The 24,974-nt window shown below is 59.3% G+C and carries 22 protein-coding genes; 3 read left to right on the top strand and 19 right to left on the bottom strand.

The annotated features are described in order from the left end of the window. Positions 1-11: 11 nt before the first annotated feature. Positions 12-1,004, top strand: coding sequence for an Ldh family oxidoreductase (locus tag ACSQ9D_RS26005; protein WP_436284731.1), 993 nt, complete (start codon positions 12-14; stop codon positions 1,002-1,004). Positions 1,005-1,189: 185 nt separating this feature from the next. Here ACSQ9D_RS26005 and ACSQ9D_RS26000 read toward each other — a convergent pair whose 3' ends face one another. The 5 genes from ACSQ9D_RS26000 to ACSQ9D_RS25980 form a co-directional block, all read right to left on the bottom strand. Continuing rightward, positions 1,190-2,170: an ABC transporter ATP-binding protein gene (locus ACSQ9D_RS26000; protein WP_047517966.1), complete on the bottom strand. Its 981-nt coding sequence runs from the start codon at positions 2,168-2,170 to the stop codon at positions 1,190-1,192. Between the two features lie 3 nt (positions 2,171-2,173). Next, entirely contained in the window at positions 2,174-3,025 is an 852-nt protein-coding gene (locus ACSQ9D_RS25995; protein ID WP_436284730.1) for a carbohydrate ABC transporter permease, read from the bottom strand. After that, positions 2,995-3,858 (bottom strand): carbohydrate ABC transporter permease, encoded by an 864-nt coding sequence (locus ACSQ9D_RS25990; RefSeq protein WP_037119076.1) that lies wholly within the window; start codon positions 3,856-3,858, stop codon positions 2,995-2,997. Before ACSQ9D_RS25990 ends, ACSQ9D_RS25995 begins: the two co-directional genes overlap by 31 nt. Positions 3,859-3,915: 57 nt before the next feature. Further along, positions 3,916-5,190: an ABC transporter substrate-binding protein gene (locus tag ACSQ9D_RS25985; RefSeq protein ID WP_436284729.1), complete on the bottom strand. Its 1,275-nt coding sequence runs from the start codon at positions 5,188-5,190 to the stop codon at positions 3,916-3,918. Positions 5,191-5,263: 73 nt separating this feature from the next. Next, positions 5,264-7,585: a family 78 glycoside hydrolase catalytic domain gene (locus ACSQ9D_RS25980; protein ID WP_436285175.1), complete on the bottom strand. Its 2,322-nt coding sequence runs from the start codon at positions 7,583-7,585 to the stop codon at positions 5,264-5,266. A gap of 157 nt (positions 7,586-7,742) precedes the next feature. On the opposite strand from ACSQ9D_RS25980, the gene ACSQ9D_RS25975 reads away from it, so the two are divergent. Next, a complete protein-coding gene (locus ACSQ9D_RS25975) occupies positions 7,743-8,762 on the top strand; it encodes a LacI family DNA-binding transcriptional regulator (RefSeq protein ID WP_436285174.1) in 1,020 nt (339 codons plus the stop codon). Positions 8,763-9,303: 541 nt separating this feature from the next. Here ACSQ9D_RS25975 and ACSQ9D_RS25970 read toward each other — a convergent pair. The 12 genes from ACSQ9D_RS25970 to ACSQ9D_RS25915 form a co-directional block, all read right to left on the bottom strand. Further along, positions 9,304-9,522, bottom strand: coding sequence for a hypothetical protein (locus ACSQ9D_RS25970; protein WP_436284728.1), 219 nt, complete (start codon positions 9,520-9,522; stop codon positions 9,304-9,306). A 437-nt stretch (positions 9,523-9,959) separates the two neighbouring features. Beyond that, positions 9,960-10,349 carry a tautomerase family protein gene (locus ACSQ9D_RS25965; protein ID WP_436284727.1) on the bottom strand — a complete coding sequence of 130 codons (390 nt, stop codon included), beginning with the start codon at positions 10,347-10,349 and terminating at the stop codon, positions 9,960-9,962. 143 nt (positions 10,350-10,492) lie between these two features. Then, positions 10,493-11,302 (bottom strand): 5-deoxy-glucuronate isomerase, encoded by an 810-nt coding sequence (iolB, locus tag ACSQ9D_RS25960; protein WP_436284726.1) that lies wholly within the window; start codon positions 11,300-11,302, stop codon positions 10,493-10,495. 12 nt (positions 11,303-11,314) lie between these two features. Beyond that, positions 11,315-13,153 (bottom strand): 3D-(3,5/4)-trihydroxycyclohexane-1,2-dione acylhydrolase (decyclizing), encoded by a 1,839-nt coding sequence (gene iolD, locus ACSQ9D_RS25955; protein ID WP_436284725.1) that lies wholly within the window; start codon positions 13,151-13,153, stop codon positions 11,315-11,317. Beyond that, entirely contained in the window at positions 13,150-15,072 is a 1,923-nt protein-coding gene (locus ACSQ9D_RS25950) for a bifunctional 5-dehydro-2-deoxygluconokinase/5-dehydro-2-deoxyphosphogluconate aldolase (RefSeq protein ID WP_436284724.1), read from the bottom strand. Before ACSQ9D_RS25950 ends, iolD begins: the two co-directional genes overlap by 4 nt. A gap of 16 nt (positions 15,073-15,088) precedes the next feature. Beyond that, on the bottom strand, positions 15,089-16,018 hold the full coding sequence (locus ACSQ9D_RS25945) for a TIM barrel protein (protein ID WP_436284723.1): 930 nt from the start codon (positions 16,016-16,018) through the stop codon (positions 15,089-15,091). A gap of 47 nt (positions 16,019-16,065) precedes the next feature. Next, positions 16,066-17,007 (bottom strand): sugar phosphate isomerase/epimerase family protein, encoded by a 942-nt coding sequence (locus tag ACSQ9D_RS25940; protein ID WP_436284722.1) that lies wholly within the window; start codon positions 17,005-17,007, stop codon positions 16,066-16,068. 82 nt (positions 17,008-17,089) lie between these two features. Then, entirely contained in the window at positions 17,090-18,262 is a 1,173-nt protein-coding gene (locus ACSQ9D_RS25935; protein ID WP_436284721.1) for a Gfo/Idh/MocA family protein, read from the bottom strand. A 67-nt stretch (positions 18,263-18,329) separates the two neighbouring features. After that, entirely contained in the window at positions 18,330-19,232 is a 903-nt protein-coding gene (locus tag ACSQ9D_RS25930; RefSeq protein ID WP_436284720.1) for a sugar phosphate isomerase/epimerase family protein, read from the bottom strand. A 94-nt stretch (positions 19,233-19,326) separates the two neighbouring features. Next, on the bottom strand, positions 19,327-20,139 hold the full coding sequence (locus tag ACSQ9D_RS25925) for an ATP-binding cassette domain-containing protein (protein WP_436284719.1): 813 nt from the start codon (positions 20,137-20,139) through the stop codon (positions 19,327-19,329). Between the two features lie 9 nt (positions 20,140-20,148). After that, positions 20,149-21,144, bottom strand: a complete 996-nt coding sequence (locus ACSQ9D_RS25920) for an ABC transporter permease (RefSeq protein WP_436284718.1) — start codon at positions 21,142-21,144, stop codon at positions 20,149-20,151. A gap of 88 nt (positions 21,145-21,232) precedes the next feature. Continuing rightward, entirely contained in the window at positions 21,233-22,210 is a 978-nt protein-coding gene (locus ACSQ9D_RS25915) for a substrate-binding domain-containing protein (protein WP_072377483.1), read from the bottom strand. Positions 22,211-22,370: 160 nt separating this feature from the next. On the opposite strand from ACSQ9D_RS25915, the gene ACSQ9D_RS25910 reads away from it, so the two are divergent. Continuing rightward, positions 22,371-23,405 (top strand): LacI family DNA-binding transcriptional regulator, encoded by a 1,035-nt coding sequence (locus ACSQ9D_RS25910; protein WP_436284717.1) that lies wholly within the window; start codon positions 22,371-22,373, stop codon positions 23,403-23,405. A 36-nt stretch (positions 23,406-23,441) separates the two neighbouring features. Here the strand turns inward: ACSQ9D_RS25910 and ACSQ9D_RS25905 are convergent, their stop codons facing one another. After that, positions 23,442-24,197, bottom strand: coding sequence for an SDR family NAD(P)-dependent oxidoreductase (locus ACSQ9D_RS25905; RefSeq protein ID WP_436284716.1), 756 nt, complete (start codon positions 24,195-24,197; stop codon positions 23,442-23,444). Positions 24,198-24,215: 18 nt separating this feature from the next. Beyond that, entirely contained in the window at positions 24,216-24,974 is a 759-nt protein-coding gene (locus ACSQ9D_RS25900) for an SDR family NAD(P)-dependent oxidoreductase (RefSeq protein WP_436284715.1), read from the bottom strand.

Here is a 24,974-nt window from a genome sequence, read left to right as displayed (position 1 = left end):
TGCAGGACACCATGACAACGCTTTCGGCAGATGAAGCCGCACAGCTCGCGACTCGCGCCTGCATCGCATGCGGGGCCAGCCCTGCCATGGCGGCTTCGCTCGTCACCGCCACTCTTTCGGCGGCCCGTTTCGGGCACAAAGATCTCGGATTTCCTCACTTGATGGATTACCTGGCGGCCTTAAAGGCTGGCCGCATCAATGGAAACGCGCGACCGAGCATACGGCCGGTCCTCCCCGCGTTCGTTCACGCCGATGCAGACGGCGGCATCGCCCAGCTACCGTTCGACCTGGCCTACGACGACTTCCGTAAGAGGGTATCCACTTTCGGCGTGGCCTTGTACTCCCAGAAAAACAGCTACACTGCCGGCGAGCTCGGCTACTACGTCAGGCGATTTGCGCTCGATGGGATCGTGTCAATCGCCGTCGCCAACGGCCCCGCCCTCATGACGACCGCGGGATCAGGAAAGAGAGTCTACTGCACGAACCCGATCGCGTTTGGCGTGCCGACGGGCGCCGGGCAGGCCCCTGTTGTCATCGACCAGGCATCCAGCGCCACCGCGTTTGTCAGGGTGAAACGAGCGGCCGATCTGCATCAGGAGATTCCGGAAGGGTGGGCGGTCGATCGATCCGGCCAGCCGACGACCGATGCGCGCGAGGCAATCGAGGGTGCGCTTCTCCCCTTCGGCGGCTACAAGGGCGCAAACATCGCGCTGATCGTCGAACTTCTTGCCGCCGGCCTTTCTGGTTCCTCCTGGTCGATGGACGGTGCGGACTTCCTCACCGGAGACCGCTCGCCCGACACTGGGATGACGATCATCGCGATTGCGCCCACCGCCGCTGTCAAGGGTTTTTCAGAACGCGTCCGAACACATGTCGAGCGCCTGAAGGACTTCGGCGTCCACGTTCCAACGCAGAGCGTAGAAGCAGCCGCCGAGACATCGGACCTGGAAATTTCGGAGGGTCACTTGAGGGTTCTCAGAGAGATAGTGTTCGACGCATGCTAGTCGCACGCCCTTTTTCCCTTTGCGGGATTTCGCTCGAAGGGCCGTCCGGTGAGTAGCTCGTGGAAGTTCGGTTCGACGGCGTGGCGCGAGATTTAGGTCTCGTGAGGATCCACAAAGGTCGTGCTGCGACCGGTCGAAGGCGAACCGGGCCTCAGTTTGCAGGCTCAAGCCCGCTCGTCGCCATGTCAGGAAAACCTGTGCTCCTTGCCTTTCGAAGGTGACGCAAACAGCGTTTCTCCGATCGAAATAGGGCGATCGCCATCCGTGCGAACGACCAGCGATGGCAGGTCAGGTACGTCAAGATAGACGACGGTGTCTGCACCGAGCCTTTCGATGTGTCGCACGACACCACGCCACTTTCCCTCCATCGCAGAAAGCGAAATGTGCTCAGGGCGGACGCCATACGTCCGGCATCCTTCCCTTGCGGCCACCTCCCCCTCGAAAATATTCATTTTGGGCGAGCCGATAAAGCCGGCAACGAATGGGGTGGCCGGGTGGTTGTAGAGTGTCATCGGCGTTCCGATCTGCTCGATCCTTCCGCCGTCGAGAACGACGATCTTGTCGGCCATGGTCATCGCCTCGACCTGGTCGTGGGTGACGTAGATCATCGTCGCGCCGAGCTTGGCGTGGAGTTCGGTGAGTTCGATGCGCATCTGCGAGCGCAAAGAAGCGTCGAGGTTGGACAGCGGCTCATCGAACAGGAAGACTTTTGGATTTCGGATGATGGCCCGACCGATTGCGACGCGCTGGCGCTGCCCGCCAGACAGTGCCTTGGGCTTTCGATCCAGCAGATGGGAAAGCTGCAGAATGTCGGCGGTCTGCTTGACCTTCTCGGCGATCTCCGCCTTGGGACGTTTGGCAAGCGACAGGCCAAAGCCGATGTTTTCGCCAACCGTCAAATGCGGGTAGAGGGCATAGGATTGGAAGACCATGGCGATACCGCGCTTTGAAGGTTCGGCGTCGGTAACGTCCTTGCCGCCGATGAAAACCTTTCCCGAACTCGACGTTTCAAGTCCTGAAATGATCCTCAGCAAAGTCGACTTTCCGCAGCCTGAAGGACCGACGAAGACGCAGAACTCTCCCGCATCCACCGTCAGATCGACACCTTTCATCACATCCAGGCTGCCGAAGCTCTTGCGGACATTTTCAAGCACCACGCTTGTCATGGCTTATCCTTTCACTGCGCCTGCAGTCATGCCTGCCACGATCTGCCGGTTGAAGAACACGAAAACGATGAGGGGCGGAATGGTCACCAGCAGGATGTTCATGAACAACAGGTTGAACTGTGTCTGGAACTGTCCCTGGAAATTATAAAGTGTCAGCTGCACCGTTACGTTTTCCCGACCCGGCAGGTAGTAGAGTGGATTGGTGAAATCGTTGAAGATGGCGATCGACTGCACCACGATGACGGTCACCGTGACCGGTTTTAGCAGCGGAAGGACGACTCGGAAAAAGATCTGCAGCGGTTTGGCGCCGTCGATAATCGCCGCTTCATCGAGATCGCGCGGTATCGTCGCGATGAAGCTTCTAAACAGCAGCACCGTAAATGCCAGACCATAGGCGACCTGGATCAGGATCATGCCCGATATCGACTTGAATAGACCAAGCGACTGTAGCACCCAGATGGTGGGCACAACCGCGGGCGGGATCATCAGGCCCGCAAGAACGCAGCCATAGATCACCGCGTTCCAACGCGAAGGGCGGCGTTGCAAGACGTATCCCACCATCGCGCCAAATAGAACGAGAAGGGTGACAGCGACCACTGTGATGACGGTTGAATTGAAATAGGCCAGAAACAACATGTAGTTGCGCGCCTGAAGCACCTCGATGAAGTTTTCCCAAAGGCGCCATTCAACAGGCAAGCTAAACATCAGCGACGCAGCGTCCTGCTTTGTCTTGGCTGCCGTGATGAAGATGAACAGGAAGGGCAGCACGAAGAGGACGCCGCAGGCGAGAAGCGCTACGACGCCCGTGTAAAGTTGGCGACGCTTCAAAGATCCACCTCCTTGCGGTTGAACCATACCGTAAGAGGCAACACAATCAGTCCTATGAGGACGAATAGGATGACGTTTCCGGCCGTGGACAACCCATAAAAACCGGCTTGGTACTGCTTGTAGATGACGCTCGCCAGCACATCCGAGGAGAAACCTGGCCCACCACGCGTCATCGCCCAGATCAGGTCGAAGCTCCGCAGACCACCGATCAGCGACAGCGTAATGACCGTAACGGTTGCGGGCTTGACCAACGGAACGGTGACGCGGAAGAACATCTGGCGAGGGGTTGCGCCATCGATTCTGGCTGCTTCATAGTAATCTGGGCTGATTGAGGCGAGCCCTGCGATGAAGATGACCGTGGCAAGCCCGATGCCCTTCCAAAGATCGACGAAGACGATGGAATAGAGTGCTAGCGCCGGATCTGTCAGCCAACCCGGACCATGAATGCCTATGGCAGCAAGGGCCACGTTGATGAGGCCCCGGGTCGGGTGCATCAGAACCGAAAACGTGATGCCGACGCCGATGGTCGACACGAGAACCGGGAAGAAAATAACCGTCCGCAGGAACCCCTGCGCCCAAAGACCCGATGTCAGCAACACTGCCAGGAGCAAGCCCAGAACCGTTTTCGTGCCGGAGGTCAGCACGGCATAGATGACGGTGTTAATGAGGCCCTGAATCAGAAACGGCTCACGGAAGAATTGCCGGTAGTTCTCCAGACCGATGAACTGCGTGGTGAAGAGGTCCCACCGCGTGAGGCTGAACCAGAAAGAGGCGATCGTCGGTGCCAGAAAGAGAACGGTAAAAACCACCGCCGCTGGCAGGACGAACCAGTAGGGATAAGGCGATTTGCGCGTAACCATAAGGTCTCCTTGAACACCCCCACCCGGACGAGCACCGGGTGGGGATCGGCTGGGAGGTTACCAGTTGGGCAGGCCGAGCTGCTTGGCCTGCTTCTCAACGTCCTGGTCGTAGAGAGCTGCCGCGTCCTTGGCCGAACGAATTCCCGTTCCCACTTCAACCGTGATCTGCTCGAGTGCCGGTCCCTTTACAGGCGACAGGAACTCCAATGCGGGCGCAGCACGCCCCTCGGTTTCGAAATAGGGCAACATGTCGGAAACGACTGGCGGAACATCCTTCGGGAGTTCGCAACCCTTGACCAGATACGGGCCGGAAGGAACAGCCTTGGCCATGAGGTCGCACGCCTCCTTGGTGCCAACCCAGTCGAGAAATTTCTTGGCTTCCTCGACATGCTCCGACTTTGCCGAGACATAGAGCGCAGAAGGCATCCACACCGTCAGCCCATTCTTTGCGGCGTCCGTGCCGGGCTGAGCAAAGAAGCCCAGGTCTTTCAGATTGTCGGGAAAGTTCTGCTGAATGTTGCCGATGCCGAAAGTCAGGTTGGGATAGTGGGCCGCCTCACCGGTTGCCACCATTCGCATGCCGTCGTCAAACGTCGCGGCGCCGAAGTCAGGGTTAAGCAGACCGGCTTTTGCAACCTCTTCAAGGTGCTCGAAACCGCGTGTGGCGGCTGGCGTATTGGCATATTTGAGCTTGTTGGCGGTGTAGTCGGCGGCAAAATTTGGAACCTCTGCCTGGACGTTGTAGTAGTCGGCGAGGACGAAGAGCTGCGAGGTCCAGGTGGTGCCATAGGTCTGCGCGACGGCCACCTTTCCGGCTGCCTTGATCTTCTCATTGTTGGCCATGAACTCTGCCCATGTCTTGGGTGGGGTAAGGCCGAGCTCGGCATAGATCTTGCGATTGTAAAAGATGCCGCCACCCATGGCAGGACCAAACGGCGTTCCGCGCACGTGGCCATCTGGGCTGGTGACCACCTTCTTGAAGCTGTCGAGGATGCCGGCCTGCGATGGAAGGTCAGAAAGATCTGCCAGCGTATCTTGCGGCTTCAATGCCTGGAAAAGCGAACCGCCATTGTACTGGAAGATATCGGCCATTTCGCCGGTGGCGAGACGGGTCTTGATGATGTTGTCACCTTCCGAGCCGCCAGCACGCTGCTCTACGTCAAAACTCACATCAGGATGCTTTTCGATATAGGCCTTGGAGACGACGTCGAACGAGGCGATCGTTTCCGGGTTTGTGTCGATCAGGATGCTGAGCGTCACATCGGCGTGAGCGACGCCCGCAGCCAGTGATGTGATGGTTGCGGCAAGGATGCTGCACTTCGTCATTCTCATAGTCATTTCCTCCTCTTGAAGACCGGAATGATTTGGGCTGCTCGCTTGCGGGCAAGGACCGCAAGCTACCGTATCAGATGGAAAAGGTGATCGTATGCTCCCCCTTGCCGAGCCTGACTTCTTGACCGGGCGCGACCAGTCCGCCCTCCGCCGTCAGCGACTTGCGGCCCTCTGTGCCCTTCAGGCGCGCCGTCACGCCTTCCGGCAATGAAAGGCGGCAGGTGACGGTTTGCGCCTCCAGGCTCCATCCGGCCTCGATGCGTCCGAAGCGCGTGTCATGCCACGCCGAAACGGGGGAGAGAGCGGGAAGAATGGCGGGGTCGAATGCCACTTCCTCGAAGCCGGGCTTATCTTCCAGCGGTTTTATGCCAGCCACATCCTCGAAGAGCCATTGGCACACGGCGCCATAGGCATAGTGGTTGTAGCTGTTCATGTCGGGATCGTAGATCGTGCCATCCTCGGCGAGTGCATCCCACCGCTCCCAAATCGATGTCGCCCCGTGCTCCACCTGGTACAGCCAGCCGGGGACTTTGCGGTTCAGGAACATCTTTTCCGCAAGATCCAGCATTCCGAGACGCGTGAAAGCGGGCAGCAAAGCGGGGGTTCCAATGAAGCCGGTTCCAATCACGCCGTCGGTCTCCTCCGAGACACGGCGAAAATAGTCGCGACCGGCCGTCTCGTACTCCGGCGGAACAAGACCGTACAAGAACGCCAAGGCCCAGGAGGTCTGGTCGTTGTGCGCGATGCGACCCGATGGCGCAAAGAACTCATGCTTGAACGCCGCCCGGATTTCTTCTGCTCGGGCATCGAGCCTGACCGCTTCGGGGTCCTTCCCGAGGATGCGGGCGATCTTTGCGGCCAACTGCGTCGAAATAAAATGGTAAAGGGTCGCTGCACAATCGTCCGCAACCGTCGGACGCGGCTTGCGATTGTCGCCGACGGGCTGCAGCCAGTCGCCAAAGGTGAAACCACGGTCACCCCAAACTGCCGGCGGCCGGATGAGCGGGCCGTCGGAAATGCCCCAGAGATAGTCCAACCAACCCAGCATGGCCGGAAAACACTCGTTGAGAACCGAGGCGTCGCCGTAGTGCAAATAGAGCTGCCAGGGGATGATGACGATGGCGTCACCCCAGCCTGTCGATCCCGCCCAATCGCCACGTCCGTTGATCGGATGAAGTCGTGTCGGGTCTGGCGAAAAATGCGAGACCGCTCCATCAGCACGCTGGTCGTAGATCACATCGCGAAGATATTTTCTAAGGAAGGATTCACTATTCGCAAGCCAGCAGGCAGTGCCGGCAAAAACCTGGGCATCGCCGGTCCAACCCAGCCGCTCATCGCGCTGCGGGCAGTCGGTCGGGACCTCGATGAAATTCGAGCGCTGCGACCAGATCGTGTTCTCGACGAGCTTGTTGACCGCGGCAACGCCGCAGGTGAAACCGCCCGCGCTCACAGGCACCGAAGAGATCGGGACCATGGTGATGGCGACCAGTTCAGCCCGCCCCGTCAAGGTGACGCGCGCGTATCGGAACCCCATGAAGGTGAAGAGCGGCGCGTAGACCTCTTCGCCCTCGCCGCTCAGCGTGTAGACCAGTTCGGCCCGCGCGCTTCGATAATTGCGGTTGTCGAAAAACCGGTCGGGTCCGAGCACTTCCGAATGTTCAACCCGAACCTGCGCACCCGCCTCGCCCTTTACGTGAATGCGAATATAGGCGCCGGCGTTCTGGCCGAAATCATAGACGTTTCGGCCATCCGCCTCGGCCCAGCTTGCGATCGGCGAGCGCCCATCAAGCTCCTTCACCGCCATCGTCTCGTGAGGAACGAGCAACCCCTTATCGAAGGCCAGGACCTCGACGCCGTGCGTGTCTTTCGGTTCGATGCGCGCGTCGTAGTCCTCGCCGAAATAGATGCCGTTGCGGATAACCGGCGTGTAGCCGCTTTTCCAGGTCGCATCCGTCTTCAACAACGGTGCCCCGCCGGCGCTTAGCTCTGCAATCGCCGCCGTTTTCTCGCCCCAGCAGTTGATGATCGGGTTGGAGGCCCACATGAGCTGGCTGCGGTACCAGCCGTCGCCCAGCCAGATCTCGATGCGATTATCGCCTGAGCGCAGCAGGTCTGTGGCGTCATAGGTCTGATAGGCGATGCGGTCGTCGTAGCAGGTCCAACCAGGCGTGAGCAGATCGTCCCCGACGCGGTGTCCATTGATGAAAGCACGGTAAAGCCCAAGCGCGGAAATGCGCAGTGTCGCCTCTGCCGGCACCGCGCCCAGCCAAAACTCACGGGAAATGAACGTGCCCGCCGTTCCCTGGCCACCGTCGCAAGACGGTGCGACCATAGACGCTGAAAACTGGAACGCAGAACCAGCAAGGCCGCTGGCCGCGGCGGTGCCGTGGTCCATTACAATCTCCCTCATGCAAACCTCCTCAACCGCATCCCCGTTGGGGACCAGAACGCCTCGTGTATATCGTTCTATGTATATCATTCTACACAAACGATTGCCGCGCAAGAGTTTTGTGCCTATAATTTCACAAAACCCGGAGACAGAGACGTTTATGATGAAAAATCAGTCAGTTAACGCGTCACAGGACAGGATCACCATCCGCCATGTGGCAAAGGACGCCGGCGTTTCCATCGCGGCTGTCTCCAAGGTGCTGCGCAACGCCTACGGTGTCAGCGAGGTTTTGAGGAACAAGGTCGAAACCTCGATCGAGAAGTTGAACTACCGCCCGTCCGTAGCGGCACGAGGAATGCGCGGTCGCACCTACACGATTGGCGTTCTCGTGATAGAACTGTCCAACCCGTTCCTTGCTGGCGTGATCGAGAGCGCGAACGCCGCCTTGTCAGAGAGCAATTACAAATCGCTCATTGGAATTGGTCGCTCGGCCAGCTCGATCGAAGCCTCCATGATCGAATCGATGATCGACAACCGGATGGACGGGGTCCTGATTATTGCTCCGCGAATATCAGGCAAGGTTTTGGAACGCTACGCCCGTCAAATTCCGATCGTCGTGATCGCGCATCACGAGCCGCATGCGCAGACGTACGACACCATCAATTCCGACGATCGGACGGGTGCCCATCTGGCAGTCGAGGCTGCGCTGCGTCAAGGTTATCGGGACGTAGCAATGCTGAGCTATGATCTCCTGGATTCGCCTGCGTCGGTCGTCGCCGTTCAGCGCGAGATGGGCTACCTGGAGGGAATGAAGCAAGCCGGTCTGGAAGGCAAAATCATTCGGCTTCCGCCCGTCGCCGCGGATCGAAGGACCGCGATCAAGAACTTCCTTACGTCGCAACATCGACCCCGCGCAGTCTTCGTCTGGTCGGATCTTGACGCCGTGCCGTTGCTCAATGCGGCCAGAACCAGCGGCGTACGGGTTCCCGAAGACCTCGCCATCATTGGGTATGACAATTCTCCCCCTGCCGCCATCCCGCTTGTCGGCTTGACCAGCGTCGATCAAAACGCCGCCCAACTTGGCAGGACCGCCGGCGAGATCCTGCTCAGCCGGATCGACGGCCGCGAAAATGCCCAACACGTGCTGATCGAACCGCATGTGGAGATGCGCGGCAGCGTATGATGGATGCTATGGTGTCAGCGATTTGCCGTTCGAATAAGTCCGCCTACGTTCTTATCATGTTGAAAATAAACGGTTATCTTCCTTCACGGATTCGCGGAAATTCGCTGTTATGCGCCTGCAACCTGCATCGGAAGTGGGAACGGATTGTCACGAAGACCCAACAAACTGTGAGCTTCGTTCGTCTGGTCCGATAGGCTCGCTGCGGCCGACACAGCGATGGCCACGGCCTTTATCTCAATGGGACCAAGACCGGTGCCAAGTCCTGGCTCTCTATGTGGGCTATCTCGGGTACCCGAAAGACAGCGATCCGCGTCTGATGTCGCTCTTCTGATCGACGAGACTGCAGCGATGAAGTCCGCCTCATGGGGTCTGACGCAGATCTCGGCCGAGAACTTTCCGACGCCGGCTACGCAACGCCACAAGCGATGATCCTTGCGTTCATGCAGAGTGAAGCCGCTCACCTTGAGGCTTGGAGAGTACGTAGGGGCTGTAGCCGGCAGCCTGCTGTCGAGGCATTGGTTGCGATCTACTGAAGCCTCGCTCAGTGCTTTGAACTCCTGCCACGGTAAGTCGCTGGCGCTGGAAATGCTTCGTGTGCTTTCGCCAGTGTCTCCAACCACGCAGCAAGTTCGGCCGGAACTTCCTCGTTCCCGGCCTCCAGCGCTTCGATCCAAGAGAGCTCGCACTGCAGCGCCGACGCGATATTGATCGGGGTCCATCGGATATGGAGCAGACATTCGCTAAATCGATCCGGGGTCATGGTTTGCAATAAGCTCCTAGGTGGCATCTGAAGTGAACTAGCCTGTCATATAGGTCGGTGGCGTCAATCGGAGCAGGAGACTGCGCTGCTACCATTGTCTTACGCATGAACAGTATCGCCTAAAGGCGCCCACGGGAATGTTCGTATCCCGTCACGAGCTGGTAGAGATCGGCGTCCGGAACACTGAGCGTTGCGACCATCACCCGCTGCGTAGCGTCGAGAAGCTTCCCAACTTCTCGATCGTACGTCCCTTGTATAGGTGAAATTTCAACAGAGGCATGTCTTTTCTCCTATAACGCGCTCGACCGGTTACGGGACCGTCACCTCGTGTCACCGCCAAGCGACCCTTCGATGAAGTCGAAGGATCGACGGATGTCGTTGACGAGTGCCTTGCTGGTGTGAACGGCCTCGTTCTCCGCTCAATTTGACATGACTTGTTAGAGTTCGCCGGTCAAAAACTGCGCGCGGCCATATCCGAACGACCAGTCTTCATCGGAATTCTCGGTGAATGAAATCATCAGATCAGAGGCCGCCAGGCCGCATTTGTCTGCTAAGGCCAAGCACAAGTTGCGGTAAAATGCCACTTTCGTATCGCGGCCGCGGGGCCGCGATACGACTTCGATAAGCACGAATTTTTCGGTTCGCGGAATGCCTAGGCCCGTGTCTAAGGCTCGCATGTGCGTAGCCTCACGCTCCGAGACGACCTGATAGCGATCGTCCGCCGGCACCTTAAATGTGTCGACCATCACCTCGTGAGCGACATCGAGAAGCAGATCGAGTTCGCAAGATGTACGCCCTTTAAAGAGATGAAATTTCAGTAGAGGCATTGTGCATTCCCTTCAGGCGAAATTGCCGCACCTTCCAACCAGGGATGAAACGAGCGGGCGATGTAGTCGAGCTCCTTTGCCAAATGCAGAAAACGCCTCATTGGAGACGTTTAGCGCGGTTCTCTGGTTGAGGGCCTGTCTTGTCATCTCGCATCACGCTCGATGATCCACTCCACCTCGGGTGATGGGATGAAGCGCCACTTCCGCAGGGGGCCTGCCATGACGTTGAGATAATACATCTCAAAACCATAGGGCGCGCCACACGGGTGGTGCCCGCGCGGCACCAAAACAACATCGTGATCCTTCACCGCCATGGCTTCATCGAGGAGCCCATCATCGGTATAGACCCGCTGGATGCCGAAGCCCGAGGCCGGGTGGAGACGGTGGTAGTATGTCTCCTCCAGATAAGTGATACGCGGAAAATCGTCTTCGTCATGCCTGTGGCTCGGATAGGACGACCAATGCCCCGCCGGCGTGAACACCTCCGTCACGAGCAGGCTGTCGCAGTAGTCTTCGGCCTCCATGGCAATGTTGTTAATGTGGCGCGTGTTGGTCCCCTTACCGCGCGCCGTCAGCGAAATTCCCTCGGGACCGATCCGCCGCGCGGCATGGCCGCCCTTTCCGGGCGCCGAACAAACGGCAATCGTACACTCCGTGTCCGCGACCGCCCGCCAGTCGCTGGCGTTTGGCACATAAAGGCAATGGGGCGGCGTTTTTTCAAAGACGTTCATGCGATCGCCCAGCATGCCCCAGTCTTGGCCGGCGGCATGAATGGCCGCCTTGCCCTCGACCATTACGAGGATTACCTCGCGATCGCCAGTAGCCTCCTCGACTGCTTCACCCGGCCGCAATCGATAGACCGCAAAGCCGACATAGCGCCAACCGGCAGACTGAGGCGTGATCTCATGGATTTTACCGTGGGAGCCGAAGGGTTTACGCAAGAGTGGAGACATATTGCGAGCTCCTCAATCAAACACGCGTTGATAAGCGGCATTCTCATTGTAACGCGCACGTGCCTGCTCAAGCCGCTCCGGGCCGCCAACCTGTGGCACCGCAACATCCCACCAATGACCACCCGCCCCGGTTCCTGGAACGGGATCCGTGTCGATAACCAGAACAGTCGGAATGTTCCTTTGCCTTGCTGCGACGATGCGGGCCTCGAGTTCGCCGATAGAGCTTATCTTCTCCGCGTGAGCGCCCATCGCGGCGGCGTGCGCGACGAAATCGATTTCGGGCTGCACCTCGATATTGCAGTCCTTGTACATGTTGTTGAACTCGGCTCCACCGCACTCGATCTGCAGTCGATTGATGCAGCCGTAGCCTCGATTGTCAGTGAGTACGACCGTGAATGGCACCCGTCGGATAACGGCCGTGGCGAGTTCGGAGTTGGCCATCATGTAGGAGCCGTCACCCACGAAGCAGATGACCTCCTTGTCTGGGCGCGCGAGCTTGATGCCCATAGCACCCGCAACCTCATAGCCCATGCAAGAGAAACCATACTCCATATGATAGCCGCTCCTGGCAGACTGCCAGAGCACCTGCAGCGCGCCCGGCATCGTGCCTGCCGCGCACATGACAACCGATTTCTCAGTTGACACGCGCTGGACGGCGCCGATGACCTGCGCATCCGTGGGCAGGGCCCCGGAATTGTCGGCTTCCGGCGCCGCCGTCACGCGCTTAACCGCGGCGAGCCATTCGCTCCTGCTCCTCGCGTCGACTGCAGGCGCGCGATAATCCCCCAGCGCATCGGATAGACGCGCCAGCGTCACCTTGACATCCCCGACACACGGTAGTGCCGAATGCTTGGTCGCGTCATATCCTGCAAGATTGATTGACGCGACCTTACGCGACGGATTGCGAAAGAGAGCCCAGCTCCCCGTTGTGAAATCTTGGAAGCGCGTCCCAATTCCGATGATCAGATCCGCTTCAGCGCAAAGCTTATTGGCCGAAGCCGATCCGGTTACACCGGGGGAACCAAAGTTCATCGGCTGTTCCCAACTGTTGGCCCCCTTGCCTGCTTGCGTTTCGGCGAACGGGATATTGTGTTTGTCGGCGAACGCAGCGAGGTCGGCCTCCGCCTGCGAATAGATGACGCCGCCACCGGAAATGATGACGGGCCGGCGCGCGGTACGGATTGCATTGGCGAGATCCGCGACTTCCCGCGGATCTGGCTCGGGGCGGCGGATGCGCCATACCTTGGGCTCGAAGAATGCTTCCGGATAATCATAGTATTCCGCTTGCACGTCCTGACAGAAGGCGAGTGTAGCCGGCCCACAGTTTGCCGGGTCGGTCATCACGGCCAAAGCCCGAGGCAAGCAGGTGAGCAAATGCTCGGGCCGAGCGATCCGATCGAAGTAGGCCGAGATCGGCCGGAAGCAATCGTTGGCGCTGACGGTTCCATCGCCTATGTCCTCGATTTGCTGCAGGACAGGGTCAGGACGACGATTGGCGAAAATATCTCCCGGAATGAACAGCACCGGCAGACGATTGACATGGGCAAGGGCGCAGGCGGTCACCATGTTGAGGGCGCCGGGGCCAATCGACGACGTAACCGCTTGCGCACGTGTACGTTTCATCGTCTTGGCATATGCAATTGCCGCATGCGCCATGGTCTGCTCGTTTTGACCGCGCCAAGTTGGTAGCGCGTCGCCGATGCCATGCAGCGCTTCGCCAATTCCGGCAACATTGCCGTGACCGAAAATGGCCCATACACCTTCGATGAATCGATCGCCGTCTTCGGTCAACTGAGCAGAAAGCCATTTGACCATCGCCTGAGCGGCCGTGAGTTTGATCGTGTTTGTCATGCTGCTTTCTCCCGTGCCGCCGCTCTGGACTCGTCCCAAATGTTGCAGAGCCGCTGATAGCGCTTTGCCATCTCAGCGACGGCCGCGTCGTCTTCCACCTGACCTGACATCCACGCTCGCGCCACGTCGCCGAAGATGGTCCGGCCGACGGCAAAACCCTTCACCAGCTCGAATGCGGCGGCGATCTCGAAACTCGCGGCCAATTCCGCTTCGGGGGCGTCGAGACCTAAGACGACGATACCGCGCGTGTTGCGGTCGTTCTTCTCGATCGCCGCGATGGTATTCGCCCAGGCGTCAGCAGTTTTCATTGGCTCAAGCTTCCACCAGTCGGGGAATACGCCGATGTCATAAAATTGCTGGATCAGGAGCGCGGTCGTGTCATCGTTAACCTCATCCACTTTGGATGGGATGATCTCCAGCAGGAATTCTAGGTCATTGCGCCGCGACGCCTCGAAAAGCCGTTTTACTGTCGCTTCCTGATCCGCGCGGGTCTCGGCATCATCCTCGGGATGGCAGAAGCACAGTACTTTGACAACATTCTCGCGCGCCCACTCGACCAGGCCGCCGTAGTCAGAGCCAAGCTCGGGTTCCAGGGTCAACGGCCGCGAACCAGGCCATTCGCAAGGACGGCCGATCCACAGACCTGTGCCGGAGGCTGCATGGAGCGCCTTTTGTCCAATCCGGTTGTCGCACAAAATTCCATAGCCCGATCGACCGTTCTGAACATGCAGGGCAGCCTTCAGGCAAAGTCCCTTGAAGGCGCTGCCCTTTTCCAGAGTGTACCCCGCCATTTGCTCGAGTTGCATGCGATGATCAAAGGCGAAAATACGGTATTCCGGCAGGTCTTCGCCGTGATTGCGATGACGGTTGGTCGACCAATGGATTTGTTCTAGCTGCGTATCGTTGCGCAGGTCCGGGCGCGTGACACCACGCTCCAGGAAGAGTTCAAGCTCCATAAGTGAGGGATAGGCAGGCGTGCAGCCATGGCGCGAAACGGCAAAAGCTCCGCAGGCATTGGCGTATTTGAGAGAAGTCGGCCAATCCTTACCGTCAAGCCAGCCTTTCAGGAGGCCCGAGAAGAAACCGTCGCCAGCACCAAGAACATTGAAGGCGTCGATCGGGAAACCCTCCCCGGATTGGCCCTCTTCGAGGTTGTCGGGAATTGCTCCCTCAAACGCGACGGCGCCCTTAGCACCCCGCTTGCAGACAAGTGTCGCCGCGGAAACGGCGCGCACAGCCTTGAGCGCTGCGACAGTATCCGTTGTCCCGCCAGCAATATGGAACTCTTCCTCCGTACCGACGATCAAATCGAAGAGATGAAGGGTCGACTGGAGCTTGGCCGTCACCTGCCGGTCCGCCACATAGCGGCTTTCTCCGTCGCCGTGGCCAGCGACGCCCCACAGGTTTGGGCGATAGTCGATGTCGAGCGCGGTTCGGGCTTCAGACGTTCGGGCAAGCCCAAGGGCCTTGAGCACAGCGGCTTCAGTGCGCTGATTGGAAAGGTGCGTGCCCGTCACGACGACGGCGCGTGCCGAGGCAATATAGTCCGAGTGGATGTCATCTTCGCTGAGCGCCATGTCCGCGCAGTTCTCACGATAGAAGATCAGAGGAAAAGTATCCTCGTCGCGGATACCCAAGAGCACGAGCGCCGTCAGGCGCTCGGGATCCGTCCTAACCCCTCCCACGTCGACACCTTCGCGTTGAAGCTGTTCGCGGATGAAGCGACCCATGTGTTCGTCGCCGACTTTCGTGATCAGTCCAGACTTGAGGCCGAGCCGCGCAGCTCCACAGGCGATATTGGTTGGCGAGCCGCCAATATATTTGTTGAACGAGCCCATGTCTTCGAGCCGTCCGCCGACTTGAAGGCCGTAGAGGTCGACGGATGAGCGGCCAATTGTAATGACGTCGAGTGATTTCATCTGAATCTCCTAGCTTCTAGAAACCAACGCGCGCCAGGAACGACCGGCTGGCGGCCAGATCGTTCAGTATGCTGCTGGTGTTGAGCGGGTCGCGCTCTTGTTCGATGGTGATATAGCCGCTGTAGCCGAGTTCAGTCAGAAGCGTGCGGATTGCCGAGTAATCGATCGAGCCGCGTCCGATCGGGCACATGACGCCCTTGGCGCAAGCCTCGAAGAAGCGGATGCGTTCGCCCATCACCTCCTGGTAGATCTTGGCGTCGATGTCTTTGAAATGGATATAGTCGACCCGATTCCAGTAGTGGCGCAGGGTGGCAACCGGATCCATGCCGGAATAGGTCATGTGTCCGGTGTCGAGGCAGAGACCGGCCAGATCGGCGGGGATGTCGCCTGTGATACGCTCCAACTCGTCGGCGAACTCGATATAACCACCCGCATGCGGATGGATCGTCGCCCTTACACCGAACTTGTCGCGAGCAAGTGTGGCTACGGCGCGAATGTTTTCTACCATGCCGCTCCACGCGCCATCATCAAGCCGCGGCGCGCGATCGGAATGCCCGGCAGTGTAGTCCCTTTCGTCGTGCCCCCAATCCATCACCGTCAGATAAGGGGCACTGAAACGCTGCCCGAGATGAGTGTCCGGTCTCGGCAGTTGCGTTATGAGAGAGCAGATCTCATCGGTCTGACGAAGGAGATTTGCCCGGTTTGCGGGCGAAACCAGATCGTCAAAGATTGTGCCCGCCACGATACGCAGTCCGCGCTTGTTCAACGCTTCCGAAACAAGACCGAGGTCAAGCGGCAGGTATCCATAAGGCCCAAGCTCCAGCCCTCCGAAGCCGGCTATCTGCGCCTCGTCCAGAACCTTTTCCCAATTGGGAAGGTACGGGTTCTTTACGTCATCGACACCCCAGCAGCAGGGAGCAGTGGTAATGGTAATCGGAGTGCTCATCTCGTCCTCACAAAATGGCCGGGCCGCGTCAGCGGCCCGGGCCAAAGTCAGCGGCTGATCGTGGCCTGCAGCGCATCGATGGAGGACTGGATGCCGGCGTCGGTGGACATTGTGAAGTCTTCCATCTCGAGGCTGACCCAGCCGTTGTATCCGACCATGCGCACGACGGAGAAGAATTCCTTCCACCATTGCAGGTCGTGGCCAGCGCCGACGGCTACATAGTTCCATGTGCGGTTGGCGACATCCGTGACTTCCTTCAGTTCCAGCAGGCCGTTGACATCCGCCAGGCCGCGCTCGATGCGCGTATCCTTGCCGTGGCAATGATGTATCGCGGAGCCGAGAGCCCGTGCAGAAGCGATCGGGTCCGCTCCCATCCACATGAGATGCGATGGATCGAGATTCATCCCGACGGTTGGCCCGACCTCGTTGCGAAGACGGAACAGCGTCTCGGGGTTCCATACCAGCATCGCCGAGAAATTCTCGAGCGCATACTTTTCGACGCCGACTTCCTTTGCGAGCTTTACGAGGTCATGCCATAGCGGAAACGCGCAGTCCTCCCACTGGTACCGGTCGCGCTCCGGCATCTCGTCCGGCCAGCTCTTGGTGTAGACAAGCCAATTGGGGACCGTGTCACCAGGGGCAGCCTCGGGGAGCCCCGACATGGTGACGATCGTCTTCACGCCAATTTCACCGGCCAGACGGATGGTCTGCTCCATCTCCTTGCGATGGCGTTTACCCATGTCGCCGGGATCAAGCGGATTGGCCGAGCAATTCAGAGCGGCGATCTCAAGACCGCGGGCCTCGATCTCCTTAAGCTTGGACTTGAGCAGTCCCTTGTCCTCCAGCAGCTCGTCGGCGCGGAAATGAGGAGCGCGCGACCAGCCGCCGCCCGTCATTTCAATGCCTTCGACGCCGAGCTTAACGCACTTGTCGAGCATTTCAGTGAAAGGGAGATCGCCCATTACGTCGGTGCAGATCGATAGTTTCATGGCATGGTTTCCTGTTGGGTAAGTGTCGGGGACGCGCTCTTGGGAGTAGGTTGGAGGAAAACCGCGCGCCCCCAATTCCAGGTTATTTAAAGTCGACCCAGGCTGCGCCTTTGTCAGCCGAGCGGACGCAGTTTTCGAGCCAGCGGACACCCTCGGTGCCGGCGTTGATGTCGGGGTAGTGATGGGTCTTCAGGAAGGCCTCGTCACCGCGACGCTTCGCATCGATGGCCTGCGCGATCCAGAGATAGATGTTGGACCAGCTATCGCCCAATCCTTCGGTGTGAAGCGCGCCCATCCGGTCGACGGCGAGGCTCTCCTCTTCAAGGTATGGCATGCCATGGTGCAGGATGCGGTTCGGCTCACCCTGGACCTCGTAGATCAACTGGTCGGGATGGGCGTCGGACCATTCTATGGACGCCTTCGAACCGACAAAGCGATAGCGCTGCGAGCCCATGTTCCCGGCGTTGACCGAGGATACCCAGAGTCGGCCGCGGGCGCCGTTGTCGTAGTGCATCAGGACGGTCGCATGGTCTTCGAGCGGCGCGCGGGTCGGAATGAACGCCTTGCGGTCGCAAAGCAACTTCTCAATCTTCAGATGCGGGAGTACGATTTCGGAGAGGTAGTAGAGATGCGTTCCGATATCGCCGAGGACGAAGGTGGGACCGGCCGTCTTCGGGTTGGTGCGCCACTTCACAGCCTCGCCTGCCCCCACGTCGTCCCCTGAATTGAAGCCGTGCGTGTACTGAAGGTCGACGATCCGGATATCGCCGAGCATCCCCTTCTTCACCATCGCGGCCATCTGATGGACCAGCGGGTGGCCGGTGAAGCCGTAGGTGACGCCGACAATCAGACCTTTCCGTTCGGCGAGCTTGGCAACCTCGTCGCATTCCTCGACCGTGAAGAAGAGAGGCTTCTCGCAGATGACGTGCAGGCCGGCCTCAAGGCATGCCTTGGTGATCTCGTAGTGGGTGAAGTTCGGCGTCGCGATGGATACGACCTCGACGCCGTCCTCGCGACCGGCCTCCCTTGCGATCAGTTCCTTGTAGTCCGTATAGCACCGGTTGGCAGCAACGCCGATCTTCGTGCCGAAGTCGCGTCCGCGTTCGGCGTCGAGGTCGAATGCGCCGCAGACGAGGCGATAGGTACCGTCGCGTTGCGCGCCGGTCCTGTGCTTGTAGCCGACCTGGCCCGTCCGGCCGCCGCCAACCATGCCCCAACGCAGTGGGCGCTCTATCAGTCTTTCTCCGTTGATCATTTTTTGTCCTTCCAGGAATTAAAGTCTTGAGGCCGCGCGCCTTCCGCGCCGCCAAATAGCTGAGGCGTCACTTCGTTGCGTACTTGTCGACGTAGCGCTGCATTTCGGTGCACATGAACTTGCCGGATTGGTCAGCCTTCTCTTCCCAGGCGAAGACGCAGGACGTCATGATGCCGTCGAAGCCGATCTCGGCGAGCGTTCCGAAGAAGTCGTCCCAAGGCACCTCCCCCTGTCCGATGTTGAGATGCTGGTGCACGCGGGCGTTCGTTCCGGGCGGGTTCAGAATGTAGCGTAGCCCAGAGGATGCCTTGTGATTGAAGGTATCACCGACATGGACGTGGGCGAGGACGTCCTTCGCCTCGCGCAGCATCGCCTTGGTGTCGTCACCGAAGTAGAACGTATGCGGCGCGCAATAGAGGAACTTGACGTTCTTGGAGTTGACCGTCCGGATGACGTCGAGGGCCGGCTGCAGCGTCTCGCACCAGTCTTCCGGATGCGGCTCGACATGGAGGTTGATGCCTTCGCGTTCGAAGATCGGAACGAGTTCCTCCATCGACCGCCACCAGGCGTCCTCGCATGCCTCGATCATCGATCCCGTGTGGCAGCAGTAGCAGGAGCCCTTGTCGGGATGCGGTCCCCGACCGAATTCGGAGTTCATCGTGTCGACGCCGAGTTCAACGGCGATCTCGATGGCGCGTTTCCAGTGCCGAACCGCTGCCTGCCGCTCAGTCTCGTCATTGGACGCCCAACGATACATCGGCAGGAGCGACGCGATGCCGACGTTGGCGTCTGAGAGCGCCTTCTTGAAGGACTTTATCCTGGACGGGAACACCCGCGGGGCCTTGAACCATTCGAGGAAGTCGGCCCGAGGGCTGAGCTCGATCCACTCATAGCCGAGTTCGGCGACTTTCGAGGGGAGCTGCTCGAGCGAAAGGTGGCGATGCATAAAGGGGTCGAGCGCGATTTTCATGACTGTTCACCCGTGAAATGGTTGCACTTGCCAGCCCCACCCGCGAGGCGGGTGAGCCGATGTCGTTGTCTTGTTGTGTCCGTTCGGCGGCCGGTCAGACCGCTAGTGGTTGTCCGCTATTGGCGGACGAGTGAGCTTCGATCTCGGCTTCAAGTTCGGCCATCGCCTCGCCGCCGGCCATGAGGTCGGTGATCTCCTCTCGGGTCTTCTCGCCCTTGCGGAAATCGGCTGCCTTCTCGCCCTTGATCAGGACGGCGAAGTGGTCGCCGACGGTCATCGCATGGATGACGTTGTGGGTGATGAATATCACTGCCAGGCCGCGACGCCGCGCCTCGAGCACGATGCGCAGAACGTGCGCGGCCTCCTTGACGCCGAGCGCGGCCGTCGGCTCGTCGAGAATGAGCACCCTCGCCCCGAAATGGACAGCGCGTGCAATGGCCAGCGATTGTCGTTCACCGCCGGACAACCCGCCAATCAGGCGGTCTCCGTCGTCGATGCGCGTGATGCCGAACTCCCGGACGGCCTTCACCGCGATCTCGTTGGCCTTCTTGCGATCGTAGATCTTGAAGGGGCCGAAGCCCTTGGTCGGTTCCCGGCCAACGAAGAATGAACGGCCGATGCTCATAAGGGGGAAGGTACCGCCGAACTGGTGGACGGTCGCAATGCCCATATCGGCGGCTTCGCGCGGATTGTTGAAGGTCAGAGCCCTTCCTTCGAACTTCACCGTGCCGCTCGTCGGCTTGTAAACGCCGGCGAAGGTCTTGATGAGCGTGGACTTACCTGCACCGTTGTCGCCGAGCAGACACAGGACTTCGCCTGGATGAACCTTCAGCGTGATGTTGTGCAGGACGTCGATCGGACCGAAGGACTTGTTGACGTTCTCAAGCTCGAGAATTGGCGTTTTCATATCCTGTCCTCACTTCTTCTTCGGCGAGTAGGTCAGCGCCATGTGACGGAACGTGTTGTTCATGAGCACGGCAATCAGAAGCATCACGCCGATGATCAGGCTCGACCAGTTGCGGTCGAAGGTGGTGAAGTAGATGCCCTGGTTGACGACCGCGAAGGTGATCGTGCCGAAGAAGATCCCGATCACGGATCCAAAGCCTCCGGTCAGAAGCACACCACCGACGACGACCGAGATGATGGCGTTGAAGATGAACGTCATGCCTCCCGAGACCTGAGCCGAGTTGAACAGGATCGCCTGGCACATGCCTACGAACGACGCGCTCGTGGAGGAGAGAACGAACAGGATGATCGTGAGCCCGGCTGTCGGAATGCCGGCGTTACGGGCGCTGACCCTGTCTCCGCCCATCGCGAAGATCCAGTTCCCATAGGGAGACAGATGGATGAAGAAGACGAAGAGGGCGGTGATTGCAATCCACCAGATGATGATCACCTGGAAGGAGCCTAACAGGAAGTGACCGAAGAGGAACTTCGCCCAGGGATCCGCTGTTAGCGGCACGCTGGTGGTTCCTGTGACGAGAACCGATACCCCGAGCATCAGGCCCTGGACCGCAAACAGCGTCCCGAGCGTGACAATGAGTGAGGGAACCGCGGTTCTGACGACAAGATAGCCATTCACCAGGCCCACCATGAGCCCTATGCCGATGGAGCCGAGCATACCAACCCAGATCGGGAGACCATAGAAGCCGGAGATGATTGCGATGGTCATCGATCCCGCGGGGATCATGGCACCGATCGAAATGTCGAGGTCACCCGCGATCATCAACAGGCCGATCGGCAGGGCGACGATGCCGAGGTTGGCGGCGACGTTCAGCCAGCTCGCCGCTCCGGCCGGTTCGAGAAACTTGGTGCTTCCAAAGATGATGAAGAACGCAAGCACCCCGATGAGCCCGAGGAACGCGCCCGCCTCGGGGCGCCGCAAGAGGTTGCCTACTGACAGAGTGTTCATGTGCAAAATCCTAACATGGCTTCGAACCCGAAGTGCCGTTCGTCTTCGACCCGCAGCGGTCCTGCGGGTCGCGCTTGACGAGAACCGATTATCGGGCGCCGCTTTTGACGCCGGCCATGGTCGCATCGATGTTGGATGCGTCGACGATGCCTGGGCCGGTAAGGACGGGCGCGGTCGGAAGATTCGTTCCATAGTCGAGGTGCGACGCCAGCAGCGTCACACTGAGGATCGACTGCAGATACGGCTGCTGATCGATGGCGAAGGTCTGCGAGCCATCCTTGATGCGGGCCAAGCCTGAAGCGTTGAGATCGAAGGTACCGTGCGATACCTTGCCGACCTTTCCTGCCTGGTTGATCCCGCTTGCAGCTGCATCGGCATCTGTCGCGCTGACGTTGATGATACCGTCGATGCTGTCGTCCTGGAGAAGCGTGGCCTTCACCGCCTCCGCAATCGCGGTCTGATCCCCGAAGCTCGTCGCAGGAAGGGGAAGCTGCTTGCCCTGTCCGCCTTTCGCCGCAATACCGTCGATCACACCCTTGCAACGGGCTTCCTGATTGGCAGCGCCTGGAACCGTGTTGACACAAATGACATTTTTTGCGCCTTTCGATCCGAGATATTCGCCGCCTGCCTTGCCTGCCACATACTCATCGGAGCCAACATAGTTGATCGCGCCTAGCTCACGCGCCTTTTCGATGTTGCCGGCATTCATGAGAATGACTTTGATTCCCGCCTGGACCGCAGCCTTGATCGCCTCGTCCTCAGCTTCCGGAACCCAGTCCGGCACAACGATACCCGTCACGCCCTGGCTCATCGCGGTGCGGACGAGCTGGGCGGCGTCCGGACCAAGATTGTCATAGGTTTGAAGCTGAAGGTAGCTGACCGAGCCCCCATTCTTTTCGACAACCAGACGGGCATCATCCACGCCCTTCTTGATCCGGCTCCAGAACTCATCGTCGGTCTTTCCGCCGACGACTGCGATATTGGCTGCCAGCACGGTGGATGCGCCGAGCGCCACGACGGCTGCAAGGGACAGCGCCCCTTTCAGGACGGCTTTTGAAAACTGCATAGAACTTCCTCCCAAGTTGCACGCGGGATGACATCTCCCTGAGCGATCCCGGCAACGCGAGAGAAGAGTTAGCAAATAGAACGTTTGCTCGAAACAACTATTGCATTGGAATAGATATTTTGTATCTTCTATATCAAAGCAAAATGACGCGGAAAATCTCATGAAGACACGTCCGACGATCGCCGATCTCGCTCGCACTGCGAACGTCAGCGTTGCTACCGTCAATCGGATTTTGGCGGGCTCGGCTTCCGTGCGCCCGCGGACGATCGAGAAGGTCGAACGCGCGGCCGAGCAAATTGGCTTTTATGGTCTCGGCGTCATTGAGGATCGCTTGCGACGCGCCCTTCCAAGCTACAGATTCGGTTTTCTGCTCCAGCAGTCGAGCCGGGATCTTTATAAACTTTTCGGATCGAAGATCGTCGAAGCGGCATCGCGACGGGTCAATGAGAAGGTTGAACCCATAGTCGAGTTTGTCGACGTCCTCGAACCCCAGAATATTGCAAATCGGCTCGCTGCGCTCGGCGAGCGGTGTGATGCCGTTGCCATTATCGCCGGAGATCACCCCCTTATAGGACAGACCATCCACTCACTGCGCACCAGTGGCAAGCCGGTGGTGACCTACATCACGGATCAATCGGCGCCTGATCGGGCGGGCTACGTTGGAACGGACAATTGGAAATTGGGGAGGACTGCGGCATGGTTTTTGGCCCAGACGATCCCCGACGCCGGCCGGATAGCCGTCTTCATTGGGAACCATCGATACCAGTGCCAGGACATATGCGATGCGAGTTTCCGCTCCTACATGCGCGAGCACGCGCCGCATCTCCAAATCGACGACAGCCGACCGACACACGAGGAATCCCACCAAGCCTACCAGATGGTTCGCGAGCTGCTCGCAGATTCCGACGACTTGCGAGGGATATACATCGTCGGCGGCGGAATCTCTGGCGTTTTGAAGGCGCTACGCGAATCCGACGATGTAAAGCGCAGCCGGGTGCGCGTCATATGTCGCGACATCGGCCCCGAGACGCGCAAGGGGCTGACCGAGGGTCTGATAACGGCAGCCTTATGTCATCCGCTGGACAAGATTTCCGAGGAGTTGATCGCAACGATGGTCACCGCACTGGAAAACCGCGGAGACACTATACTGCAGCGCGTTGTGCCGTTCGAGATCATCACGCCCGAGAGCGTATAAGCAACCGCGCGCCAAACAGTCGATATCAATTCAACACTATGCCACAGCTTGCGCGCCTGTGATCTCGACCAACGAACCACACATGAACGCGGCCTCGTCCGACGCCAGGAAGGCAACGAGTGCTGCCACTTCCTCGGGCTTGCCGATACGGCCGAACGGCACGAGCTTGTCCAGATCGGCGATCGTCCGACCCGATCGCGTCACGCCCGCCTCAAGCATAGGCGTGTGGATTTCTCCTGGGCAGACCGCGTTGACGCGTACCCCGTTTGGAGCATAGTCGCGCGCCAAGTTCTGCGTAAACGCTGCGACAGCCGCCTTGGTCGTATTGTAGGCGATATGGTTTGGCGCGGGATACAATCCCCATTGCGACGCCGTGTTGACGATTGCGCCGCCTCCGGCCGAGATCATGTGGGGGAGAGCGGCGCGGCAAAGATGAAACATCGAGTCCAGGTTCACCGTGAAGCTGATGTCCCAGTCCTCGTCCGACAGCGCCAGGAGGTTGCCGCGGCGATTGATGCCTGCATTGTTGACAAGGACGTCAATGCGACCGCGCAGAAAAAAAGCCTGCTCGATGAGGGCGTAACAGGAAACCCTATTCGAGATATCCGCGGCGATCACAGTGGCGGCGCCGCCTTCGGCTTCGATGCCGCTCACAACCTGCGCCGCCGTCTCGGCATTTACGTCGGTCACGACGACTAGTGCGCCCTCAGCGGCCAGGCGACGGGCGATCGCCGAACCAATTCCGCCCCCGGCACCAGTGACGACAGCAACCTTTTCTTCAAATCGCTTCATGAGAACCATCCTGTGTCTTTATCGAATGTAGCTTCCGCCGTTGACGTCGAGGGTCGCCCCGTTCAGCGACGCCTGGCTTGGCCGTAGAACGAATGCGACGAGTTCCGCGACCTCGGTCGGCGCCGCCATCTCTCCGATCGGTATGTCGGCAACGGCGGCCGCCTTCCCGTGCGCCGCGATGAACTCTTGCGCCATCTCGGTCCGCACCCAGCCGGGGGCGATCGCAATCGCCGTCACCCCATCGGCACCAAAGCTTCGAGCAATGGACTTCGTGAGATTGACCAGCGCGGCCTTCGTCGCACCATAGGGCATGGCGTTTGCCGCATACCCACGCTGGCCGGCGCGGCTCGCCATGTTGACGATCCGACCGCCTCCATTCGCCTTGAAATGGCCGATCGCCTCCTTGGAGAGATCGGCGGCAGCAAAGAAGTTGACCTGGAACTCCTTTTGCCATGCGGATTTCCAGTCCTGCGCCGATGCGTCGATGGAGATCTCCGTACGAATGCCCGCGTTGTTTACCAGTGCATGCACGCGTCCAGCGACGTCCACCGACTTGCGCCAAAGTTCGAACGGCCCTTCAGACGTGGACAGGTCAGCCTGGGCGACCCACCCGCGCCCTGCGATACGGTCCAGCAGCGCCTCGGCCCCATCCTTGTCTCGGCCATAGTGAATGATCGCACGGGCGCCTTCGGCAGCGAGCCGTTCGACGATGGCCGCCCCAATTCCTCCCGACGATCCAGTGACCAGAATGCACTGGCCTTCCAGCGACGTTCTCAT

It is taken from the genome of Rhizobium sp. LjRoot258, assembly GCF_964254185.1.
In the GTDB taxonomy this organism is placed as follows: domain Bacteria; phylum Pseudomonadota; class Alphaproteobacteria; order Rhizobiales; family Rhizobiaceae; genus Rhizobium.
The sequence above is the reverse complement of the archived record's forward strand: the minus strand, read 5'-3'. Positions and strand labels throughout refer to the sequence as shown.

Coding starts and splice junctions, on each gene's coding strand:
- ACSQ9D_RS26005 (WP_436284731.1), top strand. CDS start 12: ATGACAACGCTTTCGGCAGATGAAGCCGCACAGCTCGCGACTCGCGCC.
- ACSQ9D_RS26000 (WP_047517966.1), bottom strand. CDS start 2,170: ATGACAAGCGTGGTGCTTGAAAATGTCCGCAAGAGCTTCGGCAGCCTG.
- ACSQ9D_RS25995 (WP_436284730.1), bottom strand. CDS start 3,025: ATGGTTCAACCGCAAGGAGGTGGATCTTTGAAGCGTCGCCAACTTTAC.
- ACSQ9D_RS25990 (WP_037119076.1), bottom strand. CDS start 3,858: ATGGTTACGCGCAAATCGCCTTATCCCTACTGGTTCGTCCTGCCAGCG.
- ACSQ9D_RS25985 (WP_436284729.1), bottom strand. CDS start 5,190: ATGAGAATGACGAAGTGCAGCATCCTTGCCGCAACCATCACATCACTG.
- ACSQ9D_RS25980 (WP_436285175.1), bottom strand. CDS start 7,585: ATGGACCACGGCACCGCCGCGGCCAGCGGCCTTGCTGGTTCTGCGTTC.
- ACSQ9D_RS25975 (WP_436285174.1), top strand. CDS start 7,743: ATGAAAAATCAGTCAGTTAACGCGTCACAGGACAGGATCACCATCCGC.
- ACSQ9D_RS25970 (WP_436284728.1), bottom strand. CDS start 9,522: ATGACCCCGGATCGATTTAGCGAATGTCTGCTCCATATCCGATGGACC.
- ACSQ9D_RS25965 (WP_436284727.1), bottom strand. CDS start 10,349: ATGCCTCTACTGAAATTTCATCTCTTTAAAGGGCGTACATCTTGCGAA.
- iolB (WP_436284726.1), bottom strand. CDS start 11,302: ATGTCTCCACTCTTGCGTAAACCCTTCGGCTCCCACGGTAAAATCCAT.
- iolD (WP_436284725.1), bottom strand. CDS start 13,153: ATGACAAACACGATCAAACTCACGGCCGCTCAGGCGATGGTCAAATGG.
- ACSQ9D_RS25950 (WP_436284724.1), bottom strand. CDS start 15,072: ATGAAATCACTCGACGTCATTACAATTGGCCGCTCATCCGTCGACCTC.
- ACSQ9D_RS25945 (WP_436284723.1), bottom strand. CDS start 16,018: ATGAGCACTCCGATTACCATTACCACTGCTCCCTGCTGCTGGGGTGTC.
- ACSQ9D_RS25940 (WP_436284722.1), bottom strand. CDS start 17,007: ATGAAACTATCGATCTGCACCGACGTAATGGGCGATCTCCCTTTCACT.
- ACSQ9D_RS25935 (WP_436284721.1), bottom strand. CDS start 18,262: ATGATCAACGGAGAAAGACTGATAGAGCGCCCACTGCGTTGGGGCATG.
- ACSQ9D_RS25930 (WP_436284720.1), bottom strand. CDS start 19,232: ATGAAAATCGCGCTCGACCCCTTTATGCATCGCCACCTTTCGCTCGAG.
- ACSQ9D_RS25925 (WP_436284719.1), bottom strand. CDS start 20,139: ATGAAAACGCCAATTCTCGAGCTTGAGAACGTCAACAAGTCCTTCGGT.
- ACSQ9D_RS25920 (WP_436284718.1), bottom strand. CDS start 21,144: ATGAACACTCTGTCAGTAGGCAACCTCTTGCGGCGCCCCGAGGCGGGC.
- ACSQ9D_RS25915 (WP_072377483.1), bottom strand. CDS start 22,210: ATGCAGTTTTCAAAAGCCGTCCTGAAAGGGGCGCTGTCCCTTGCAGCC.
- ACSQ9D_RS25910 (WP_436284717.1), top strand. CDS start 22,371: ATGAAGACACGTCCGACGATCGCCGATCTCGCTCGCACTGCGAACGTC.
- ACSQ9D_RS25905 (WP_436284716.1), bottom strand. CDS start 24,197: ATGAAGCGATTTGAAGAAAAGGTTGCTGTCGTCACTGGTGCCGGGGGC.
- ACSQ9D_RS25900 (WP_436284715.1), bottom strand. CDS start 24,974: ATGAGAACGTCGCTGGAAGGCCAGTGCATTCTGGTCACTGGATCGTCG.